Origin of the sequence: Bacteroides faecis (assembly GCF_020091505.1) — a bacterium.
GTDB classification, from domain to species: domain Bacteria; phylum Bacteroidota; class Bacteroidia; order Bacteroidales; family Bacteroidaceae; genus Bacteroides; species Bacteroides faecis.
Map to the genome: position 1 here is coordinate 4,131,820 of NZ_CP081916.1, position 20,401 is coordinate 4,152,220.

12 protein-coding genes and 3 tRNA genes are annotated in these 20,401 nt (G+C 38.1%); 11 read left to right on the top strand and 4 right to left on the bottom strand.

From position 1 onward, the window contains the following. Positions 1-20 precede the first annotated feature (20 nt). The 4 genes from K6V30_RS16100 to K6V30_RS16115 all read left to right on the top strand — a co-directional run bounded on the left by K6V30_RS16100 (position 21) and on the right by K6V30_RS16115 (position 4,321). Positions 21-1,850 carry a BatD family protein gene (locus tag K6V30_RS16100; RefSeq protein WP_022301483.1) on the top strand — a complete coding sequence of 610 codons (1,830 nt, stop codon included), beginning with the start codon at positions 21-23 and terminating at the stop codon, positions 1,848-1,850. Between the two features lie 18 nt (positions 1,851-1,868). Continuing rightward, complete coding sequence (locus K6V30_RS16105) at positions 1,869-2,702, top strand: tetratricopeptide repeat protein (protein ID WP_022301484.1); 834 nt, start codon at positions 1,869-1,871, stop codon at positions 2,700-2,702. A gap of 133 nt (positions 2,703-2,835) precedes the next feature. Next, the gene (locus tag K6V30_RS16110; RefSeq protein ID WP_029425549.1) at positions 2,836-3,126 is read left to right on the top strand and encodes a hypothetical protein; all 291 of its coding nucleotides are present in this window, start codon (positions 2,836-2,838) and stop codon (positions 3,124-3,126) included. A gap of 73 nt (positions 3,127-3,199) precedes the next feature. After that, positions 3,200-4,321: a universal stress protein gene (locus K6V30_RS16115; RefSeq protein WP_010538008.1), complete on the top strand. Its 1,122-nt coding sequence runs from the start codon at positions 3,200-3,202 to the stop codon at positions 4,319-4,321. A 246-nt stretch (positions 4,322-4,567) separates the two neighbouring features. On the opposite strand, the gene K6V30_RS16120 is transcribed toward K6V30_RS16115, so the two are convergent. Both K6V30_RS16120 and gyrA read right to left on the bottom strand, forming a co-directional pair. Further along, positions 4,568-5,785: a tetratricopeptide repeat protein gene (locus K6V30_RS16120; RefSeq protein ID WP_022302163.1), complete on the bottom strand. Its 1,218-nt coding sequence runs from the start codon at positions 5,783-5,785 to the stop codon at positions 4,568-4,570. A gap of 32 nt (positions 5,786-5,817) precedes the next feature. Next, the gene (gyrA, locus tag K6V30_RS16125) at positions 5,818-8,397 is read right to left on the bottom strand and encodes a DNA gyrase subunit A (RefSeq protein ID WP_055268882.1); all 2,580 of its coding nucleotides are present in this window, start codon (positions 8,395-8,397) and stop codon (positions 5,818-5,820) included. Positions 8,398-8,802: 405 nt separating this feature from the next. Here gyrA and K6V30_RS16130 point away from each other — a divergent pair, with 405 nt between their 5' ends. The 6 genes from K6V30_RS16130 (at position 8,803) to K6V30_RS16155 (ending at position 16,324) form a co-directional block, all read left to right on the top strand. Beyond that, positions 8,803-11,328, top strand: coding sequence for an ATP-dependent Clp protease ATP-binding subunit (locus K6V30_RS16130; RefSeq protein WP_010538011.1), 2,526 nt, complete (start codon positions 8,803-8,805; stop codon positions 11,326-11,328). Between the two features lie 139 nt (positions 11,329-11,467). Beyond that, positions 11,468-13,513, top strand: a complete 2,046-nt coding sequence (gene htpG, locus K6V30_RS16135) for a molecular chaperone HtpG (protein ID WP_022300912.1) — start codon at positions 11,468-11,470, stop codon at positions 13,511-13,513. 169 nt (positions 13,514-13,682) lie between these two features. Further along, complete coding sequence (locus K6V30_RS16140) at positions 13,683-15,983, top strand: patatin-like phospholipase family protein (protein WP_055268881.1); 2,301 nt, start codon at positions 13,683-13,685, stop codon at positions 15,981-15,983. 78 nt (positions 15,984-16,061) lie between these two features. Continuing rightward, a tRNA-Arg gene (locus K6V30_RS16145) sits at positions 16,062-16,135 on the top strand. Positions 16,136-16,154: 19 nt separating this feature from the next. Further along, positions 16,155-16,228, top strand: a tRNA-Arg gene (locus tag K6V30_RS16150). 19 nt (positions 16,229-16,247) lie between these two features. Continuing rightward, positions 16,248-16,324 (top strand) — tRNA-Arg (locus tag K6V30_RS16155). 302 nt (positions 16,325-16,626) lie between these two features. Here K6V30_RS16155 and dapA read toward each other — a convergent pair. Together dapA and ligA are read right to left on the bottom strand one after the other, a co-directional pair. Further along, entirely contained in the window at positions 16,627-17,520 is an 894-nt protein-coding gene (gene dapA, locus K6V30_RS16160; protein ID WP_010538014.1) for a 4-hydroxy-tetrahydrodipicolinate synthase, read from the bottom strand. A 59-nt stretch (positions 17,521-17,579) separates the two neighbouring features. After that, entirely contained in the window at positions 17,580-19,580 is a 2,001-nt protein-coding gene (gene ligA / locus K6V30_RS16165; protein WP_010538015.1) for an NAD-dependent DNA ligase LigA, read from the bottom strand. 76 nt (positions 19,581-19,656) lie between these two features. Between ligA and trmD the strand changes: the two genes are divergently transcribed. Next, positions 19,657-20,334, top strand: coding sequence for a tRNA (guanosine(37)-N1)-methyltransferase TrmD (trmD, locus tag K6V30_RS16170; protein ID WP_010538016.1), 678 nt, complete (start codon positions 19,657-19,659; stop codon positions 20,332-20,334). Positions 20,335-20,401: the final 67 nt, after the last annotated feature.

Below are 20,401 nucleotides of genomic sequence, written 5' to 3' on the forward strand. Positions count from 1 at the left end.
TGATATAAATTTCATAAGCAATGAAAAAACTGATTGTTATATTGATGGCATTGATAGCATACAGCACCCAGGCGCTTGCCGACAAGGTGTCATTTACTGCTTCCGCTCCTGATGTAGTGGTGGTAGGAGATCAATTCAGGCTATCTTATACAGTAACCACACAAAAAGTAAAAGACTTTCAAGCGCCGTCTATCAAAGGATTCGATGTTTTGATGGGGCCGAGCCGTTCTCAACAAAGTAGTACACAGATAATGAATGGTAATGTCACATCTACGAGTAGCATTACATTTACTTATATATTGATGGCAAATACCGCCGGTGAATATACAATCCCCGGTGCTTCTATTGTTGCGGATGGTAATCAGATGGTTTCCAACTCTGTAAAGGTGAAAGTGTTACCACAAGACCAGGCTAGTAATGGAGGACAAAGTGATGGCAGTTCATCTGCACGTTCGTCTTCATCTGGCACAAGCGTATCCAATCAGGACTTGTTTATTACAGCTACAGCCAGTAAAACAAATGTATATGAACAGGAAGCATTCGTCTTGACGTATAAAATATATACCAGAGAGCATGACTTACAACTGAATAATGCCAAACTTCCTGACTTTAAAGGTTTTCACTCACAAGAAATTGAGATGACTACTAACGCAAGATGGACGCAGGAGCATTATAAGGGACGTAACTACAATACGACGATCTATCGTCAATTTGTATTATTTCCCCAACAATCGGGCAAATTATTTATAGAACCGGCACAATTCCAGATGACAGTGGGTAAGGCAATCCAATCCGATGATCCTTTCGATGCATTTTTCAATGGTGGAAGTAATGTTGTCAGAGTTCAGAAATCAATTGTTACTCCTAAAATAGCAATCAATGTTAATCCGCTTCCTGCTGGAAAACCCGCAAGCTTTTCAGGTGGAGTGGGAGAGTTCAACATCTCATCTTCAATCAATAGCAAAGAGCTGAAAACCAATGATGCTATTACCATCAAGTTAGTGATCTCCGGAACAGGAAACTTGAAACTGATTTCTAATCCGGAAATTAAGTTCCCGGATGACTTTGAAGTATATGATCCTAAAGTAGATAACCAAGTCAGACTAACTCAAGAAGGTCTCACTGGAAATAAAGTCATTGAGTATCTGGCTATTCCAAGACATGCTGGCAATTATAAAATTCCGGGAGTTTCTTTTAGCTATTTCGATATCCGTTCAAAATCTTACAAGACATTGAAAACGGAAGATTACGTAATCAATGTTGAAAAAGGTGCAGGAAACGCTGATCAGGTGATTGCTAATTTCACCAACAAAGAAGACTTGAAAGTACTGGGTGAAGACATCCGTTACATCAAGCAAAATGAAGTAACTCTCCAGCCTAAGGGTAGTTTCTTCTATGGCTCAGTGACGTATTGGCTGTTCTATATCATTCCCGCTCTTGCTTTCATCATATTCTTTATCGTCTACCGCAAACAGGCAGCAGCAAACGCTAATGTTGCTAAGATGAAGACAAAGAAAGCTAATAAGGTAGCAACTAAACGTATGAAACTAGCTGGTAAACTGCTCTCTGAAAACAAGAAAGATGCTTTCTATGATGAAGTTTTGAAAGCATTGTGGGGATATATCAGTGACAAACTAAGTATTCCAGTCTCTCGTTTATCAAAAGACAATATTGAAGAGAAATTGAGAAACCATGGAGTAAGTGAAGAATTAATTAAAGAATTCCTGAATGCATTGAATGATTGTGAGTTTGCTCGTTTCGCTCCGGGGGATGAAAATCAGGCGATGGATAAAGTTTATTCATCTTCAATAGAAGTGATAAGCAGGATGGAAAATTCAATAAAACATTAACCCTGAAGAGATTGTGTCATGAAAAAAATATTGTTTTTTATATTATTATCGATGTCAGTTACTTGTTTCGGACAAGGATCTCAAAACATTGATTCTATACAAACAACTGAAGTTGATTCTATCCATGCGGGTTCACATGCATTTCCCGATACGAAATTGGAAGATGCAACAAAAGCTGAAGGAGATTCCGCATATATAAAAGATGATTATACAACTGCTATCCAGATATATGAGTCCTTATTAAAAAATGGAGAGTCTGCAGATGTGTATTACAATTTAGGAAACAGTTATTATAAAATTGGAGAAATAGCCAAAGCCGTACTCAATTACGAACGCGCTTTGCTCATGAAACCGGGAAACAGTGATATCCGTGCCAATCTGGAAGTAGCGCGCGCTAAAACAATAGATAAAGTAGAACCGGTTCCGGAAGTTTTCTTTGTATCATGGACTAAGGCTCTGATAAACAGCATGAGTGTAGATGCATGGGCTACATGGGGAATTGTCTCATTCATTCTATTTATCATCACTCTTTATTTCTTTATCTTCTCCAAACAGATTATGCTGAAGAAAGTAGGGTTTATCGCAGGCATCGTTTTCCTGATCGTTATGATATGTTCTAATCTGTTTGCCTCAGAACAAAAAGAACGTCTGGTAAATCGAAACGAAGCGATTGTCATGAATCCTAGCGTAACAGTTCGCAGCACTCCAAGTGAAAGTGGAACTAGCTTGTTTATTCTTCATGAAGGACGTAAGGTCAGTATCAAAGACAATTCAATGAAAGAATGGAAGGAAATTCGCTTGGAAGACGGCAAAGTAGGATGGGTACCGGCTTCCGCTATTGAAGTGATATAAAATTCATAAACAGAATAGATGAATTTAGGAAAAAAGATAAGCAAATAATTTGTTTTATCTTTTTTTTTGCTTAAGTTTATAGCGTGATAAAAAATTAAATACAATATAGTATTAACCATTAAATTTATGAGACATGAGAACAATAACATTTAATGAACTTCGCAAGATTAAAGATTCATTGCCTAGCGGTAGCATGCATAGAATAGCAGACGAACTTGGTTTGCACGTCGATACAGTGCGCAACTTCTTCGGAGGGCACAATTTCAAGGAAGGAAAAAGTGTCGGAATACATCTTGAGCCCGGTCCGGATGGCGGGCTTGTAATGCTGGATGATACAACTGTTCTCGACCGGGCTCTAAAAATCTTAGATGAAATAAACTTGAGTATGCAAAAAGAACAAGCTACCGAACCTATGCAAATTTAAAATATAAAACAGAATCCCAATTGCCCAAACAATTGGGATTTCTTATTTGTTTACCTTCAAAAATAGATAAATTATGGAAGATAAATTAGTAACCTTAGCTATTCTGACTTATACAAAAGCTCAGATTCTAAAAAATGTCCTCGAAAATGAAGGAATAGAAACATATATTCATAATGTAAATCAAATACAACCAGTTGTCTCTTCAGGAGTACGCCTGCGAATTAAAGAAAGTGATTTACCGCGTGCATTAAAAATAACTGAAAGTTCTACTTGGTTATCTGAAAGTATAGTGGGAGAGAAGACGCCAAAGTCGGACAGTAAATCAAACAAAATTTTAATACCTGTCGATTTCTCCAGTTATTCGATGAAAGCGTGCGAATTCGGCTTTAATTTGGCAAAAACAGAGAATTCTGAAGTAATTCTATTGCATGTTTACTTTACACCTATATACGCTTCATCATTACCATATGGTGACGTTTTTAATTATCAGATTGGAGATGAGGAATCTGTTAAAACAATCATCCAACAGGTGCATTCTGACCTCAACATACTATCTGATAAAATAAAGGAAAAAGTCGCATCTGGAGAATTCCCTGATATTAAATATAGTTGTATATTACGGGAAGGTATCCCTGAAGAAGAAATCTTAAGGTACGCCAAGGAGCAACGTCCTAAGGTTATCATTATGGGTACACGTGGAAAAAGCCAGAAAGATATCGACTTGATTGGTAGTGTCACAGCTGAAATCATTGATAGAAGCCGCACAGCAGTATTAGCCATTCCGGAAAATACTCCGTTCAAAGAATTCAATGAAGTAAAACGCATTGCTTTCCTAACCAATTTTGATCAAAGAGACTTGATTGCTTTTGAAGCTTTTTTCAATACGTGGAAATCCTTTCATTTTTCTGTCTCATTAATACATCTGGCTGAATCAAAGGATACTTGGAACGAAATTAAGCTTGCTGGTATCAAGGATTATTTCCAAAAACAATATCCCGGGCTTGAAATCCATTATGATGTGGTAATGAATGATAATCTATTGAAAGGACTTGATCAGTATATCAAAGATAATCAAATAGATATAATAACATTAACTTCCTATAAAAGAAATATATTTGCTCGCTTATTTAATCCAAGTATCGCTCGTAAGATGATTTTCCATTCCGATACGCCATTGCTTGTTATTAACGGTTGATCGGAAGGAAGCAAAATAAGTTGTTTACGTTTAGGGAATAATGATGATTATGTTTAATAGAAAAAAAAGATAATACTAATAACGACTCTCTCTTCTCTCTCTAAAATAAAAGCGGCATCCCAAAAATAAATGTAGATGCCGCTTTTTCATTCTCCCCTCAAAAACATCAAAACTTAAGATAAAAATAAAAAAGACCATCTCATTAATATTGAGATAGTCTTTTTTATAATAACTGATTAATGATAATTATTTCATCATCTTATCAATTTCTTCAAATTCAGGCCCCATGTTCAAATTGTAATAAACACGATAGAGACCCTGCAACCACAAATCTTTCTGATCTGGCTTCAAAGCTCTGGCTTTTTCGTAAAATGGCTTAGCTTCTTCATAGAATTTCTTCACTGTAGCCTGTGCCTCTGCATATTTAGGATCATTGATATCTGTTGTAGCTTTATCAGCATAATCTTGAGCCTTCATCAAATATACCAGTCCTACATTAGAATATGCTTCTGCATATTCAGGATCTGCAGCGATAGCTTTTTTGTAAAATTCAATAGCATTATCATACTCTTTCATATTATGATAAAGATATGCTTTTACATATAAATATAACTTGTTGTTGGCATCAGTAGATAACATTCTATCAGCAAATTCCATTGCTTTAGATGCTTGGTTAGAACTAGTGTAGTAATCAACCAAATTCGCAAAGAAATAGTCATTTCCCGGGAACTTTAAAATACCCTCTTCCAATGATTTAACCCATGCAGCTGTATCACCTTTAGCTTTATAAGCATCTGCCATCAATTGCATTGCAAATTTACCTCCATCCTTATCTTCCAAAGCAGCAGGAGCATACTTAATAATTGCATCTTTGTCTCCTACTCTGTCAGCAGCTAATGTTGCGTAATATGCAATTTGTGCCAGAAGAGTATCTGTTTTAGCTAAATTTTGTTCTGCTAACATAGGATAAGAAGCTGACTCTACGTATGTTGCAAAGAACTGCAAAGCTTCCTTATTCTTATCAAGGTTGAAGTATTGAATACCACCGTTAATCAAATTAGGACGCTCAACTAATATAGTTGAAGCATTTGCTTTTCTGTATTTGTTTTTAATTTTACCTTTTTCATTAGGTACTTGAGCTAAATCATCACATTTAGTATAATACTCAAACATTTTCAAAATGCTATTGTATGCCTTTAATGTGTCAAACGGCTGTTTCAAAACGCCTTTCTTGTCACGTTCTTCTTCGATAAAGCGTTTCTGAATAAATCCAGCAACGTCCCATGTGTCAGGAAGATCTTTAGTCTCAGGATTCTTAATAGCTTCATTAATCAGCTTTTCAGCCTGACCAAAATTCGGTTTTACATCACTGGCAATGCTTTTGGCTTCTTTTACATTCTTCATTTGAGCGAATGATAAGCTAACGGCCATCAATAAAACCATTGAAAATAATACTCTTTTCATGATTGTTGTTTGATTAATTATTAATATTATGTCTATTCCTCAATTTCGTTATTGTTTTCATCAATATCTGTGTCAACATCTGCATTGTCGACCTCCGGAGTGTCATTAGACAGATCGCTTACAATAGTACCTTCTGTTTCTTCTGTAGGAATTTCATCCTCAAGGCTTTCTGTCATGACTTTACATACAGAACCAATCTGGTCATTACGTTTTTCAAGATTAATCAGACGAACACCTTGAGTAGCACGTCCCATAATGCGAACATCAGCCACTTTCAGACGGATAGTAATTCCGGATTTATTGATAATCATTAAATCGTTCTCATCGGTCACTGACTTGATTGTTACCAACTTACCTGTTTTCTCGGTAATGTTCATGGTCTTTACACCCTTACCACCGCGATTAGTCTTACGATAATCTTCGATTTCAGAACGCTTGCCATATCCCTGTTCAGAAACAACCATTACAGATTCTGTTTCTAAATCTTTGATGCAAATCATTCCTATTACTTCGTCCTGGCCATCATTATCTAGTGTAATACCACGCACACCTGTTGCTGTACGCCCCATTACACGGACTGCAGCCTCATGGAAACGAATAGCCCGACCATTGCGATTAGCAATAATAATTTCATTATTACCATTCGTCATTCGAACTTCAATTACACTGTCATCCTCACGAATTGTAATAGCATTTACACCATTCTGACGTGGGCGTGAATATTGTTCAAGTAATGTCTTCTTGATAACACCTTTCTTTGTACAGAATAATACATAATGACTATTGATATATTCAGAATCATCCAGACTCTTAACACGCAAATATGCAGTTACACTATCATCAGAGTCGATATTTAACAAGTTTTGTATAGCACGTCCTTTGGAGTTCTTCGTTCCTTCTGGTATTTCGTATACTTTCAGCCAGTAACATTTCCCCTTCTGTGTGAAGAACATCATAGTATTGTGCATAGTAGCCGGATAAATATGCTCTACAAAGTCCGCATCACGGGTCTCTGTTCCTTTAGAACCTACTCCACCACGATTCTGTGCACGAAATTCAGTTAATGGTGTACGTTTGATATAACCCATGTGAGAAATCGTAATAATCATCTGATCATCGGCATAGAAGTCTTCCGGATTGAATTCTTCGGAAGAATATACGATTTCAGAACGACGTTCGTCACCATATTTCGCTTTAACTTCTAATAATTCATCCTTCATCACCTTACGACATACCTCATCATCAGCCAAAATGCTTTCCAAATAAGCAATCTGTTTCATGATTTCTTCGTATTCAGCATGAAGCTGATCTTGCATCAGACCAGTCAACTGCCGCAAACGCATCTCTACAATTGCACGTGACTGTATTTCTGTCAGATTAAAACGTTCTATCAAACCAGCTATTGCATCATTTGGAGTCTTGGCTGCACGAATGATACGGATAACTTCATCAATATTATCAGAAGCGATAATCAAACCTTCAAGGATATGGGCACGCTCTTTTGCTTTACGCAAATCGAACTGAGTACGACGAATAACCACCTCGTGTCTGTGTTCCACGAAGTATTTAATCATATCCCTCAGATTCAGCGTTTTCGGACGTCCATGAACTAATGCTACATTATTCACACCGAAAGAAGTCTGCAAAGCTGTCATCTTATACAACTTATTCAGTACTACGCTCGCATTGGCATCACGTTTTACATCAATAACGATACGCATTCCGTCACGGTCAGACTCATCATTTGCATTCGAGATACCTTCTATTCTCTTATCATTAACAAGATCAGCTATATATTTAATCAGTTCAGCCTTATTGACATTGTAAGGGATCTCAGTCACTACGATTTTATCATGTGTCTGTCCGGTTTCAATTTCCGCTTTCGCACGCATAACCACTCGGCCACGACCTGTCAGATACCCTTCGCGCACCCCACTTATACCATATATATAACCGCCTGTAGGGAAATCCGGAGCCTTGACATAATTCATCAATTCTTCCACTGTGATTTCCTGATTATCAATATATGCTTCACAAGCATCAATCACTTCCGAAAGGTTATGAGGAGGCATATTAGTCGCCATACCTACAGCAATACCAGAGGCACCGTTAACCAAAAGATTAGGGATACGGGTTGGCATAACTTTCGGTTCCGTCAACGTATTATCAAAGTTAGGTTCGAAGTCTACAGTTTCCTTATACAGGTCATCCATCATCGCTTCACCCAACTTGTTTAGACGAGCCTCCGTATAACGCATAGCAGCGGGGCTATCACCATCTACAGAACCAAAGTTACCTTGGCCATCTACTAAAGGATAACGCATTGCCCATTCCTGAGCCATACGCACCATAGCATAATAAACTGAAGAGTCTCCATGCGGGTGGTACTTACCCAGTACTTCACCCACAATTCTTGCAGATTTTTTATAAGGTTTGTCTGAAGTATTACCCAATTCCATCATTCCGTATAAAATTCTACGGTGAACGGGCTTAAATCCATCTCTAACATCCGGAAGGGCACGTGAAACAATGACCGACATGGAGTAGTCAATGTACGATGACTTCATTTCCTCCTCGATGTTAATCTTTATAATTCTGTCTTGTTCAAGCATTTAAAATGATTATTAATTATACATTGTATGGTCTGTGAAAAACCACGCTAAAGTACTACTTTTCCACGATATACGAAAGTTTTTCCGAAGAAAGTTTTTTTCTGCTTGAAGGACAGTCTATTTGTTCATATTTAGTTATTAAAATTAAAAATTCCAGTGAACGAATTGACTTCCAACCATTAATATTAGAAAAAGAAAAGAGAAAAAGAATAAATGCCATCATAAAAAAACATATTCACGAAAAACAGGGGACAATATTTGTTATACCTTATATATATAACTAAAAACATGGCATTTTATGGCACGCCATTTGTAGAGATAAGAAATAAAGCAAATATGCAATACAAACTTGATTAAATGCGTATATTTGCCAGTAAATAACCCCTTAGAAGAAAAGGAAAAAGTATGAATAATCAATTCTCACAAAGAGTTTCCGACATTATCGTCTATAGCAAGGAAGAAGCTAACCGATTGAGGAGTAGGCATATCGGACCTGAGCATCTACTTCTGGGAATGCTTCGTGACGGTGAAGGAAAAGCTATCGAGATATTGTCAAAACTCAACACCAATTTAGCTGCAGTAAAGCAGCAGATTGAAGCTCGGCTGAAGACAGAAGCTGATGATATGCTATTGCCTGACGCAGAGATACCGTTGTCTAACGACGCGGCCAAAATATTGAAAATGTGTATTTTAGAGGCACGTGGAATGAAAAGTAATATAGCTGATACAGAGCATGTTTTGTTAGCGATCCTAAGAGAAAAAAACAATATGGCAGCTTCCGTGCTCGAAGCTAATGACATTAATTATGTGAAAGTGTTGGAACAAGCTACATTACAGCCAGATGTAAATTCCGGCATGGGATTCACAGAGGACGATGATGACGAAGAAATGTCTTCTCCCCGATCCGGTGGAAGCGGTTCTGAAGAACGCCAGCAACAGGCGCAAACAGCTTCGAAAAAGCCTTCTAATGACACTCCTGTGCTTGACAATTTCGGTACAGATATGACAAAAGCGGCAGAAGAAGGACGTTTGGACCCGGTAGTAGGCAGAGAAAAGGAAATCGAACGTTTGGCTCAAATCCTCAGTCGGCGCAAAAAAAATAATCCAATTTTGATTGGTGAGCCTGGCGTAGGAAAATCGGCAATCGTTGAAGGACTTGCTTTGAGAATCATTCAAAAGAAAGTATCGCGTATCTTGTTTGATAAACGGGTGGTAGCTCTTGACATGACCGCGGTTGTGGCAGGAACAAAATACCGTGGTCAATTCGAAGAGCGTATCCGTTCCATTCTCAACGAGTTACAGAGGAATCCGAATGTGATTTTATTCATTGATGAGATCCATACAATTGTAGGTGCAGGGTCTGCTGCCGGCTCAATGGATGCGGCCAATATGCTGAAACCTGCATTGGCACGGGGCGAAATACAATGTATCGGTGCCACTACTCTTGATGAATATCGCAAGAATATAGAAAAAGACGGGGCCTTGGAACGTCGTTTCCAGAAAGTAATGGTAGAACCTACTACTGCTGATGAAACTCTTCAGATTCTGCGTAATATCAAGGATAAATATGAAGACCATCATAATGTAAACTATACGGATGAAGCCTTAGAAGCTTGTGTCAAGTTGACAGACCGCTATATTACGGACCGTAACTTCCCCGACAAGGCTATTGATGCTTTGGATGAAGCAGGATCACGTGTACATCTAACCAACGTCAACGTACCTAAAGAAATTGAAGAACAGGAAAAGCTCATTGAAGAAGCCAAAAGCAAGAAAAATGAAGCTGTGAAATCACAGAATTTCGAACTCGCTGCCAGCTTCCGCGATAAGGAGAAGGAACTTACTATTCAGTTGGATGAAATGAAACGGGAATGGGAAAACAGCCTGAAAGAGAACAGACAGACTGTTGATGCAGAAGAAATTGCTAATGTTATTTCTATGATGTCCGGTATTCCAGTACAACGTATGGCACAAGCTGAAGGAATCAAGTTAGCCGGCATGAAGGAGGACCTGCAATCAAAAGTCATCGCACAGGATCCGGCTATAGAAAAACTAGTCAAGGCTATTTTAAGAAGCCGTGTGGGATTGAAAGATCCTAATAAGCCCATTGGGACCTTTATGTTTTTAGGTCCGACTGGTGTAGGTAAAACCCATTTAGCTAAAGAATTGGCTAAATACATGTTTGGTTCTTCCGATGCGCTAATCCGAATAGATATGAGTGAATTCATGGAGAAATTTACGGTCTCACGTCTGGTTGGAGCACCTCCGGGATATGTAGGATATGAAGAAGGCGGACAATTAACAGAGAAAGTGCGTCGCAAACCTTATTCTATTGTCCTACTTGATGAAATTGAAAAAGCACATCCTGATGTGTTCAACCTCCTTCTTCAAGTGATGGATGAGGGTCGTTTGACTGACAGTTATGGCAGAATGGTTGATTTTAAAAATACAGTTGTTATCATGACTTCCAATATTGGTACTCGCCAGTTGAAGGAGTTTGGACGTGGCGTAGGATTTGCAACGCAAAGTCGCCTGGATGACAAAGAATTCTCACGAAGTGTCATACAAAAGGCTTTAAATAAATCATTCGCGCCTGAATTTATTAACCGTATCGATGAAATCATAACGTTCGACCAGCTTTCTCTGGAGGCTATCACAAAAATCATTGACATTGAGCTGAAAGGACTGTATGAGCGTATTGAATCTATTGGATATAAGCTTATTATTGATGACGAAGCAAAACGATTCGTAGCCGAAAAAGGATATGATGTGCAATTCGGAGCCCGCCCATTAAAGCGAGCTATTCAGACTTATTTGGAGGATGGACTATCAGAACTCATCATTACTTCTTCTTTAAAAGAAAAAGATGTAATTCAAATCTCGCTAAACAAAGAAAAAGGCGAATTGGAGATGAAAGCTATTGCTTCCTGAGAGAAGGTTTCCTAGATAAAACAAGTCATAAAATATGCCAGAATGTCAGACCTCAAGGTCTGGCATTTTTTTTGTCTCTATCTGAACAAATATCAATTAAAAACATTCTAATAAATAAACCAAAAAAATATACGTTATTATGCAAAAAGGTAATATTGGGGTTACAACAGAGAACATTTTCCCTATCATCAAAAAGTTCTTGTACAGTGACCATGAAATTTTTCTTCGCGAATTAGTATCTAATGCAGTAGATGCCACTCAAAAATTGAATACCCTTGCCTCTATTGGTGAGTTTAAAGGTGAATTGGGTAATCTGACAATTCACGTTGAATTAGGTAAAGACACTATTACTATCTCTGACCGTGGTATTGGTCTGACTGCAGAAGAAATTGAAAAGTACATCAACCAGATTGCATTTTCAGGAGCCAATGACTTTCTGGAAAAATACAAAGATGATGCAAATGCAATCATTGGACATTTCGGCTTAGGTTTCTATTCTGCTTTTATGGTTGCAAAAAAAGTAGAAATTATCACTAAATCCTACAAAGATGGAGCACAAGCTATAAAATGGACTTGTGATGGCAGTCCGGAATTTACTCTTGAAGAAGTAGATAAGGCAGATCGTGGTTCAGATATCATCCTATATATCGATGAGGACTGCAAAGAATTCCTCGAAGAAGCGCGTATTTCTGAGCTTCTAAAGAAATATTGCAGTTTCCTTCCCGTACCTATCGCATTTGGTAAAAAGAAAGAATGGAAAGATGGTAAACAGGTAGAAACTACTGAAGACAATATTATCAACGATACCACTCCCTTGTGGACTCGCAAACCGAGTGAACTGTCAGACGAAGATTACAAATCATTCTATACCAAGCTGTATCCGATGTCAGATGAACCACTGTTTTGGATTCATCTGAATGTAGATTATCCATTCCATTTGACTGGTATTCTTTATTTCCCGAAAGTAAAGAGTAATATTGAACTGAATAAAAATAAGATTCAGTTATATTGCAACCAAGTATATGTAACGGATTCTGTAGAGGGAATTGTACCCGACTTCTTGACTTTATTACATGGAGTTATAGATTCTCCGGATATTCCATTGAATGTATCCCGTTCTTATTTGCAAAGCGACTCGAATGTGAAGAAGATCTCGACCTATATCACGAAGAAAGTTTCCGATCGCCTGCAATCTATCTTTAAGAACGATCGCAAACAGTTTGAAGAGAAGTGGAATGATTTGAAAATATTTATCAATTATGGCATGCTAACTCAAGAAGATTTCTATGAGAAAGCGCAAAAATTCGCCCTTTTCACCGATACAGATAACAAACATTATACATTTGAAGAGTATCAGACTCTTATTAAAGATAATCAGACAGATAAAGATGGAAATCTGATTTATTTGTATGCTAATAATAAGGACGAACAATTCAGCTATATTGAAGCTGCCACAAATAAGGGATACAATGTCTTGCTTATGGATGGTCAATTAGATGTAGCTATGGTAAGCATGTTGGAACAAAAGTTTGAGAAATCGCGCTTCACTCGTGTAGACAGTGATGTTATCGACAACCTTATCATCAAAGAAGATAAAAAAGGCGAAACATTGGAAGGAGAAAAGCAGGAAGCCATCACAACTGCTTTCAAGAGTCAATTGCCTAAGATGGATAAAGTTGAGTTCAATGTAATGACACAAGCATTGGGAGATAATTCAGCACCGGTGATGATTACTCAAAGCGAATATATGCGTCGTATGAAAGAAATGGCAAATATTCAAGCTGGAATGAGCTTCTATGGAGAAATGCCGGATATGTTTAACCTGGTTCTAAACTCCGACCATAAGCTTATTAAGCAAGTGCTTGATGAAGAAGAAGCAGTTTGTCATCCTGAAGTAGCTCCTATACAAACAGAGATGAACAGTGTCAATAAGCGTCGCAATGAACTAAAAGACAGTCAGAAGAATAAGAAAGAAGAAGAAATTCCTACTACCGAGAAAGACGAATTGAATGACTTGGACAAGAAATGGGATGAACTTAAAAATAAAAAAGAGAACATCTTTGCAGGATATGCCAACAACAACAAGGTAATCCGCCAACTCATCGATTTAGCCCTATTGCAGAATAATATGCTAAAAGGTGAAGCATTAAATAACTTTGTGAAGCGTAGTATTGAGCTGATTTAATATCGCCCCTTTATTTATAACATAAATCAATGAAAGAGCATTCAACACTAAAACATGTTGTAATGCTCTTTTTTCATCATAAAACGAACGCTAAAATATCGATAATTTGGAAAGTATTGCATATATTTGAACACTAAATGATAAAAACTTCAATTGTTTGATTCAGGTTATGAGAAAAATACTTTTAGTGTTAATTGCTATATGGTTATTCATACCAACTGTCTGCGCCCAAAAAGTAGGTCTTGTTTTAAGTGGAGGTGGCGCTAAAGGATTGACACACATCGGTATCATCCGTGCCTTAGAAGAAAATAACATTCCCATTGATTATATTACAGGAACCTCTATGGGAGCTATCATTGGCTCTCTCTATGCGATGGGGTATTCTCCTGACGATATGGAAGAATTATTAAAATCGGAAGACTTTAAAAGATGGTATTCAGGACAGATAGAAGAAAAATACGTATATCATTTCAAAAAAAATGTCCCGACACCGGAATTTTTTAATATTCGTTTTTCGTTCAAAGACTCATTAAAAAATTTCAAACCACAATTTTTGCCCACAAGTGTGGTAAATCCCATACAAATGAATTTGGTATTTGTAGATTTGTATGCACGTGCTACAGCCGCATGTAAAGGTGATTTCGATAAGTTATTTGTCCCTTTCCGCTGCATAGCCTCTGATGTATACAATAAAAAGCAACTGGTAATGAAAAATGGAGATTTGGGGGATGCTGTCCGGGCCTCCATGAGTTTTCCCTTTATGTTTAAGCCGATAGAGATTGACAATGTTTTAGCATATGACGGGGGAATCTACAATAACTTCCCTACAGACGTTATGAGAGATGATTTTCACCCGGATATTATAATTGGGAGCGTTGTATCTACCAATCCTACTAAGCCCAAGGAAAATGACCTTATGAGCCAAATAGAAAATATGGTTATGCAAAAAACCGACTATTCTATTCCAGATTCAATGGGTATTTTGATGACATTCAAATATGACAATGTCAGTTTGATGGATTTTCAGCGAATAGATGAATTACACGATATTGGTTATAACCGGACCATAAGTATGATGGATTCTATAAAAAGCCGCATACACAGGCGGGTGAATCTAGATAATATACGTTTGAGAAGAATGGTATATCGAAGCAACTATCCGGAATTACGCTTCAAGAACATCATCATTGACGGAGCAAATCCCCAGCAACAGGCATACATTAAAAAAGAATTTCATAGTTCTGACAATAAGGAATTCACTTATGAAGACTTGAAAGAAGGATATTTCCGGTTACTTTCAGATAATATGATTTCTGAGATCATTCCACACGCTGTATACAATCCGGAGGATGAAACATATGACCTGCATTTAAAAGTTAAACTGGAAAATAATTTTGCCGTACGATTAGGAGGGAATATTTCCACATCCAATTCCAACCAAATTTATCTCGGACTCAGCTATCAGGATCTAAATTACTATGCGAAGGAGTTGCTTTTTGACGGACAACTTGGGAAAGTCTATAATAATGCACAATTTATGGCAAAGATTGACTTTTCTACGGCAATCCCAACCTCTTACCGTTTTATCGCATCCATCACAACTTTTGATTACTTCAAAAAAGACAAGTTATTTTCCAGAAATGACAAACCGGCATTTAATCAGAAAGATGAACGCTTTCTCAAACTTCAGGTAGGATTACCATTTCTTTTGAGTAAACGAGCTGAATTTGGAATAGGAATCGCCAGAATAGAAGACAAATATTTCCAGAGAAACATCATCGACTTTGAGAAGGATAGATTTGACAGAAGTCGTTACGATTTGTTCGGTGGCTCTATTAGCTTCAATGGTAGCACGCTTAATTCACGACAATACCCGACGCAGGGCTACAAAGAAGCCCTTATCGCACAGATATTTATAGGCCGGGAAAGATTCTATCCCGGCGAAGAAACCAAAGGAATTCAAATAAATAAAGAACACCATTCCTGGTTACAATTATCATATATGAAAGAAAAATACCATACGATGAACGAGCACTGGGTCTTAGGGTGGTATTTAAAAGCTCTGTATGCTTCTAAGAATTTCTCAGAGAACTATACGGCAACTATGATGCAAGCTGGTGAATTTTCGCCTACACAACATAGTAAGCTTACCTATAACGAAGCTTTTCGTGCCAATCAATTTGTGGGAGCTGGTATCCGCCCAATCTATCGTCTCAACCAAATGTTCCACCTGCGAGCTGAATTTTATGGTTTTATGCCTATTTATCCGATTGAAAGAAACTCATTAAATAAAGCATATTATGGAAAAGCTTTCTCTAAATTCGAATATTTAGGAGAAATTTCTGTAGTGTGTCAATTACCCTTCGGAGACATCTCTGCTTATGTAAATCATTATAGCTCACCGAGAAGGGAGTGGAATGTCGGGTTAAGTATCGGTTTCCAACTGTTTAATTACCGTTTCATCGAATAATTTTCCGCAAAAAAAGTCGCCAAACGCTTGCTAATTCGGGAAAAGTACGTATCTTTGCACCCGTTAAAACGAAACAATGGTCGCGTAGCTCAACTGAATAGAGTAGCTGACTACGGATCAGCCGGTTACAGGTTTGAATCCTGTCGCGATCACTTTTTCGGAAAACAGAATGGCCGCGTAGCTCAACTGAATAGAGTAGCTGACTACGGATCAGCCGGTTACAGGTTTGAATCCTGTCGCGGTCACTTCTACAATACTTAACAAGGTCGCGTAGCTCAACTGAATAGAGTAGCTGACTACGGATCAGCCGGTTACAGGTTTGAATCCTGTCGCGATCACCAAAATCCTCTGCATTTTTGCAGAGGATTTTGCATTTTCCCCCATTTCATCGAAGAAAATCGACATCAAGAAAGATATTTTAAACCGACCGCTTGATTACATTCAATCAATAGGATGTTTTTCTCAAACACTTCAATACTTATTTTCAAACATCAGAAAGTTTATCTTTGAACATTAGGAAGATTAGAATTTCACTCAAAAAAAAACCTCCACCACACTCGCATTAATTAAGAATTACGAGAGAGGGTGAAGGGGAAATATTTATAATAAGATGCACGGAAGATTAATACCTTTCCCGATCCTATCAGCATTTAATATTTAACTCGTTTAAAACCTTACGTATTGCCTCAAACGTTGTTATTCTTGTTGGAACAAGTGGCAATCGAAGCTTATTTTCGATCATTCCCATTGCATTCAACATTGATTTTACTCCAGCCGGATTTCCATCCACAAACAAAAGATCAAATAACTCAGTAAACCTGTGATGAATAGTAAGAGCATTAGCAAAATCCCCCTGAAGCGCCAAGCGTGTCATACGGCTAAATTCACGTGGGAAAGCATTACCGATTACAGAGATCACCCCAACAGCTCCCAATGTTATTAGCGGGAAAGTGATGCCGTCATCACCAGAAATAACATTGAAATTATCTGGTTTATTCTTGATAATATCATCCATTTGGGTAATGTTACCGGAAGCTTCCTTAATGGCAATTACATTGCTGAAATTGCGGGCAATGCGCAAAGTTGTTTCAGCCGTCATATTTACCCCTGTGCGCCCCGGGACATTATACAACACAATAGGGAGTTCTGTAGCTTCTGATATAGCTTTATAATGCTGATAAATTCCCTCTTGCGATGGTTTATTATAATATGGCACTACAGACAATATAGCGTCAACTCCTGTAAAATCGTCATTTTTTAATGTTTCTACTATTGCACGTGTGTTGTTACCACCTACACCCAATAAAATAGGAATTCTGCCGTTAACACGATCAATCACCATTTTTTTGATAGTCTTCTTCTCATCCTCGGTAAGAGTCGGAGTTTCGGCTGTAGTTCCCAGCACGCACAAGAAATCCGCATTATTCTGCAATAGATAGTCTACCAAACGCATCAACGCATCATAATCAACGCTTTCATCCTCTTTGAAAGGAGTAATCAGTGCTACCCCCATTCCTTTCAATTTAGTCTGTATCATGAGTTTTAATTATAATCTCTAATTTTATTAGGCGCAAAAGTACGAATATTTTTCATATCTTACGATATAAGTTTCAGAAATTCGTCCTCGCTTAGTATGGTTACTCCAAGTTTTTTTGCTTTTTCCAGTTTGGCTGGCCCCATATTGTCTCCGGCAAGGATAAAACTAGTCTTTGCAGAAATACTTCCTACATTCTTACCGCCATTTTTCTCAATAAGATCTTTGTATTCATCTCGCGAATGATGTGTAAACACACCGCTAATCACAATAGACTGACCAGCTAATTTATCCGTATACCCACTCATATCTTCTTCTCTGCGATAAAGTTGAAGTCCGGCTGCTTTTAACCTGCCAACTAACTCGCGATTGGACTCATTTGAAAAGTACAAAAGAATGCTCTTTGCTATTTTTTCCCCGATTTCATCGATACTTATCAGCTTTTCAAGGTCAGCCTGTTGCAGCTCATCAATATTCTCAAAAGACTTGGCAATTTTCTTTGCTACTGTCTCGCCAACAAAGCGAATCCCCAAAGCAAAAATGACACGCTCAAAAGGAACGGTCTTGCTCTGTGCAATTCCCGTAATAATATTCTCGGCAGATTTTTCTCCCATACGGTCCAGTCCTTTAATATCATCAGCTGTCAACTCATACAGGTCTGCCGTATTATGAATTAAGCCTAAACGATAGAACATATCCACCGTTTCAGGTCCCAATCCATCAATATTCATAGCTTTCCGACTTATAAAATGCTCTATTTTGCCTTTTATCTGTGGAGGACAGGCAGTTTCATTTGGACAATAATGAGCGGCTTCACCTTCATATCTTATTAATTTGCTGCCACATTCGGGGCAATTGGTAATGAACCTGACTTTCTCACCAAGCATAAAACTACGGGCATCTTTATCCACTCCTGTAATTTTAGGAATGATTTCACCTCCTTTTTCTACATATACCATATCTCCGATATGCAGATCAAGCCCTTCAATTATGTCCGCATTATGCAATGAAGCACGTTTTACAATCGTTCCAGAGAGCTGAACAGCATCTAAGTTGGCAACAGGAGTAACAGCGCCTGTTCTGCCTACCTGATAAGTAACCATATTCAACCGGGTTAATGCACGCTCTGCCTGAAATTTATAAGCAATTGCCCATCTGGGAGATTTTGCCGTAAAACCGAGATTCTTTTGCTGTCTCAAACTATTTACCTTTAAAACAATGCCATCGGTAGCTACCGGCAGATTCTTCCGTTCTACATCCCAATAATTGATAAAATCAAATACTTCTTCCAGTGTCTGACATTTACGTGTCAAATCAGATATTTTAAATCCCCATTTTGCAGCTTCCTGAAGATTTTCATAATGTCCGTCACATGGAAGCTTATCTCCCAACAGGTAATACAAATATGCATCCAACTTACGAGAAGCCACAACAGAAGAGTTCTGAAGCTTCAGCGTACCGGAAGCCGCATTTCTTGGATTAGCGAATAACGGCTCTTCACGTGCTTCTTTTTCACGATTCAACTCTTCAAATACCTCCCAAGGCATGAGAATTTCGCCACGTATCTCAAAAGAGGAAGGATAATTGTCACCATGAAGTACAAGTGGGATAGAGCGGATCGTCTTCACATTATCCGTCACATCATCACCCTTTTCTCCATCTCCACGAGTGACGGCACGAAGCAATTTTCCATCTTCATAGGTCAGAGAAATAGAAGTACCATCATATTTCATCTCACAGCAAATCTCAAAATCCTCATTCAACGCCTTTCGTACACGCTCATAAAAATCCGTGACTTCGCCTTCAGAGTATGTATTTGCCAAAGACAACATAGGATATTTATGCGCAACCTGGGTAAAATTTTTGTTGATATCACTACCGACGCGCATGGTAGGCGAATTTTCGTCTCTATATTCCGGATATGCCTGCTCCAAATCCTGAAGTTCTCGCATCTTATCATCAAAGTCTTTATCTGAAATTTCAGGGGCATTCAACACGTAATAATTATAGTTATGCCGATGAAGTTCAGCACGCAATTCCTCTATTTTTTCCTTTATATCCATATTTCTTCGATTGTTTAAGGCAAAAATACAGGTTTATCTTTGAATATTTGTACTTTTGCGAAAAATTATAAAGATTATGCGTATTGATATTATAACAGTTTTACCCGAAATGATTGAGGGGTTCTTCAATTGCTCTATAATGAAACGGGCTCAGGATAAAGGACTTGCAGAAATACATATCCACAATCTGCGCGACTATACCGAAGATAAATATCGCCGTGTTGATGACTACCCTTTTGGCGGATTTGCCGGAATGGTCATGAAAATAGAACCTATCGAACGTTGCATTAACGCTTTGAAGGCAGAACGAAACTATGATGAAGTGATTTTTACGACCCCTGATGGAGAACAGTTCAATCAGCCAATGGCTAACAGTCTTTCTTTGGCTCAAAACCTGATTATCCTTTGCGGACATTTTAAAGGTATTGATTATCGTATCCGTGAACATCTGATCACTAAAGAAATCAGTATCGGTGACTATGTATTGACAGGAGGTGAACTAGCAGCAGCAGTCATGGCAGATGCAATTGTCCGTATTATCCCTGGAGTGATTTCAGATGAACAATCTGCACTTTCCGACTCCTTCCAGGACAATCTGCTGGCAGCCCCTGTCTACACTCGTCCTGCCGACTATAAAGGCTGGAAAGTACCCGATATTTTATTATCCGGCCATGAAGCAAAAATAAAAGAATGGGAACTACAGCAATCTTTAGAACGCACCCGGAAACTTCGTCCTGACTTACTAGAAGACTAATGAATATATGTAAATAAAAACGACGGCAAGAAATTCAAGAAATCTTACCGTCGTTTTTATTTATCTT

Excerpts from the sequence above, each read along its gene's own strand:
- K6V30_RS16100 (WP_022301483.1), top strand. The coding sequence starts at position 21 with ATGAAAAAACTGATTGTTATATTGATGGCATTGATAGCATACAGCACC.
- ligA (WP_010538015.1), bottom strand. The coding sequence starts at position 19,580 with ATGGATATAAAGGAAAAAATAGAGGAATTGCGTGCTGAACTTCATCGG.
- htpG (WP_022300912.1), top strand. The coding sequence starts at position 11,468 with ATGCAAAAAGGTAATATTGGGGTTACAACAGAGAACATTTTCCCTATC.
- K6V30_RS16120 (WP_022302163.1), bottom strand. The coding sequence starts at position 5,785 with ATGAAAAGAGTATTATTTTCAATGGTTTTATTGATGGCCGTTAGCTTA.
- K6V30_RS16115 (WP_010538008.1), top strand. The coding sequence starts at position 3,200 with ATGGAAGATAAATTAGTAACCTTAGCTATTCTGACTTATACAAAAGCT.
- K6V30_RS16105 (WP_022301484.1), top strand. The coding sequence starts at position 1,869 with ATGAAAAAAATATTGTTTTTTATATTATTATCGATGTCAGTTACTTGT.
- K6V30_RS16110 (WP_029425549.1), top strand. The coding sequence starts at position 2,836 with ATGAGAACAATAACATTTAATGAACTTCGCAAGATTAAAGATTCATTG.
- K6V30_RS16140 (WP_055268881.1), top strand. The coding sequence starts at position 13,683 with ATGAGAAAAATACTTTTAGTGTTAATTGCTATATGGTTATTCATACCA.
- dapA (WP_010538014.1), bottom strand. The coding sequence starts at position 17,520 with ATGATACAGACTAAATTGAAAGGAATGGGGGTAGCACTGATTACTCCT.
- K6V30_RS16130 (WP_010538011.1), top strand. The coding sequence starts at position 8,803 with ATGAATAATCAATTCTCACAAAGAGTTTCCGACATTATCGTCTATAGC.
- trmD (WP_010538016.1), top strand. The coding sequence starts at position 19,657 with ATGCGTATTGATATTATAACAGTTTTACCCGAAATGATTGAGGGGTTC.
- gyrA (WP_055268882.1), bottom strand. The coding sequence starts at position 8,397 with ATGCTTGAACAAGACAGAATTATAAAGATTAACATCGAGGAGGAAATG.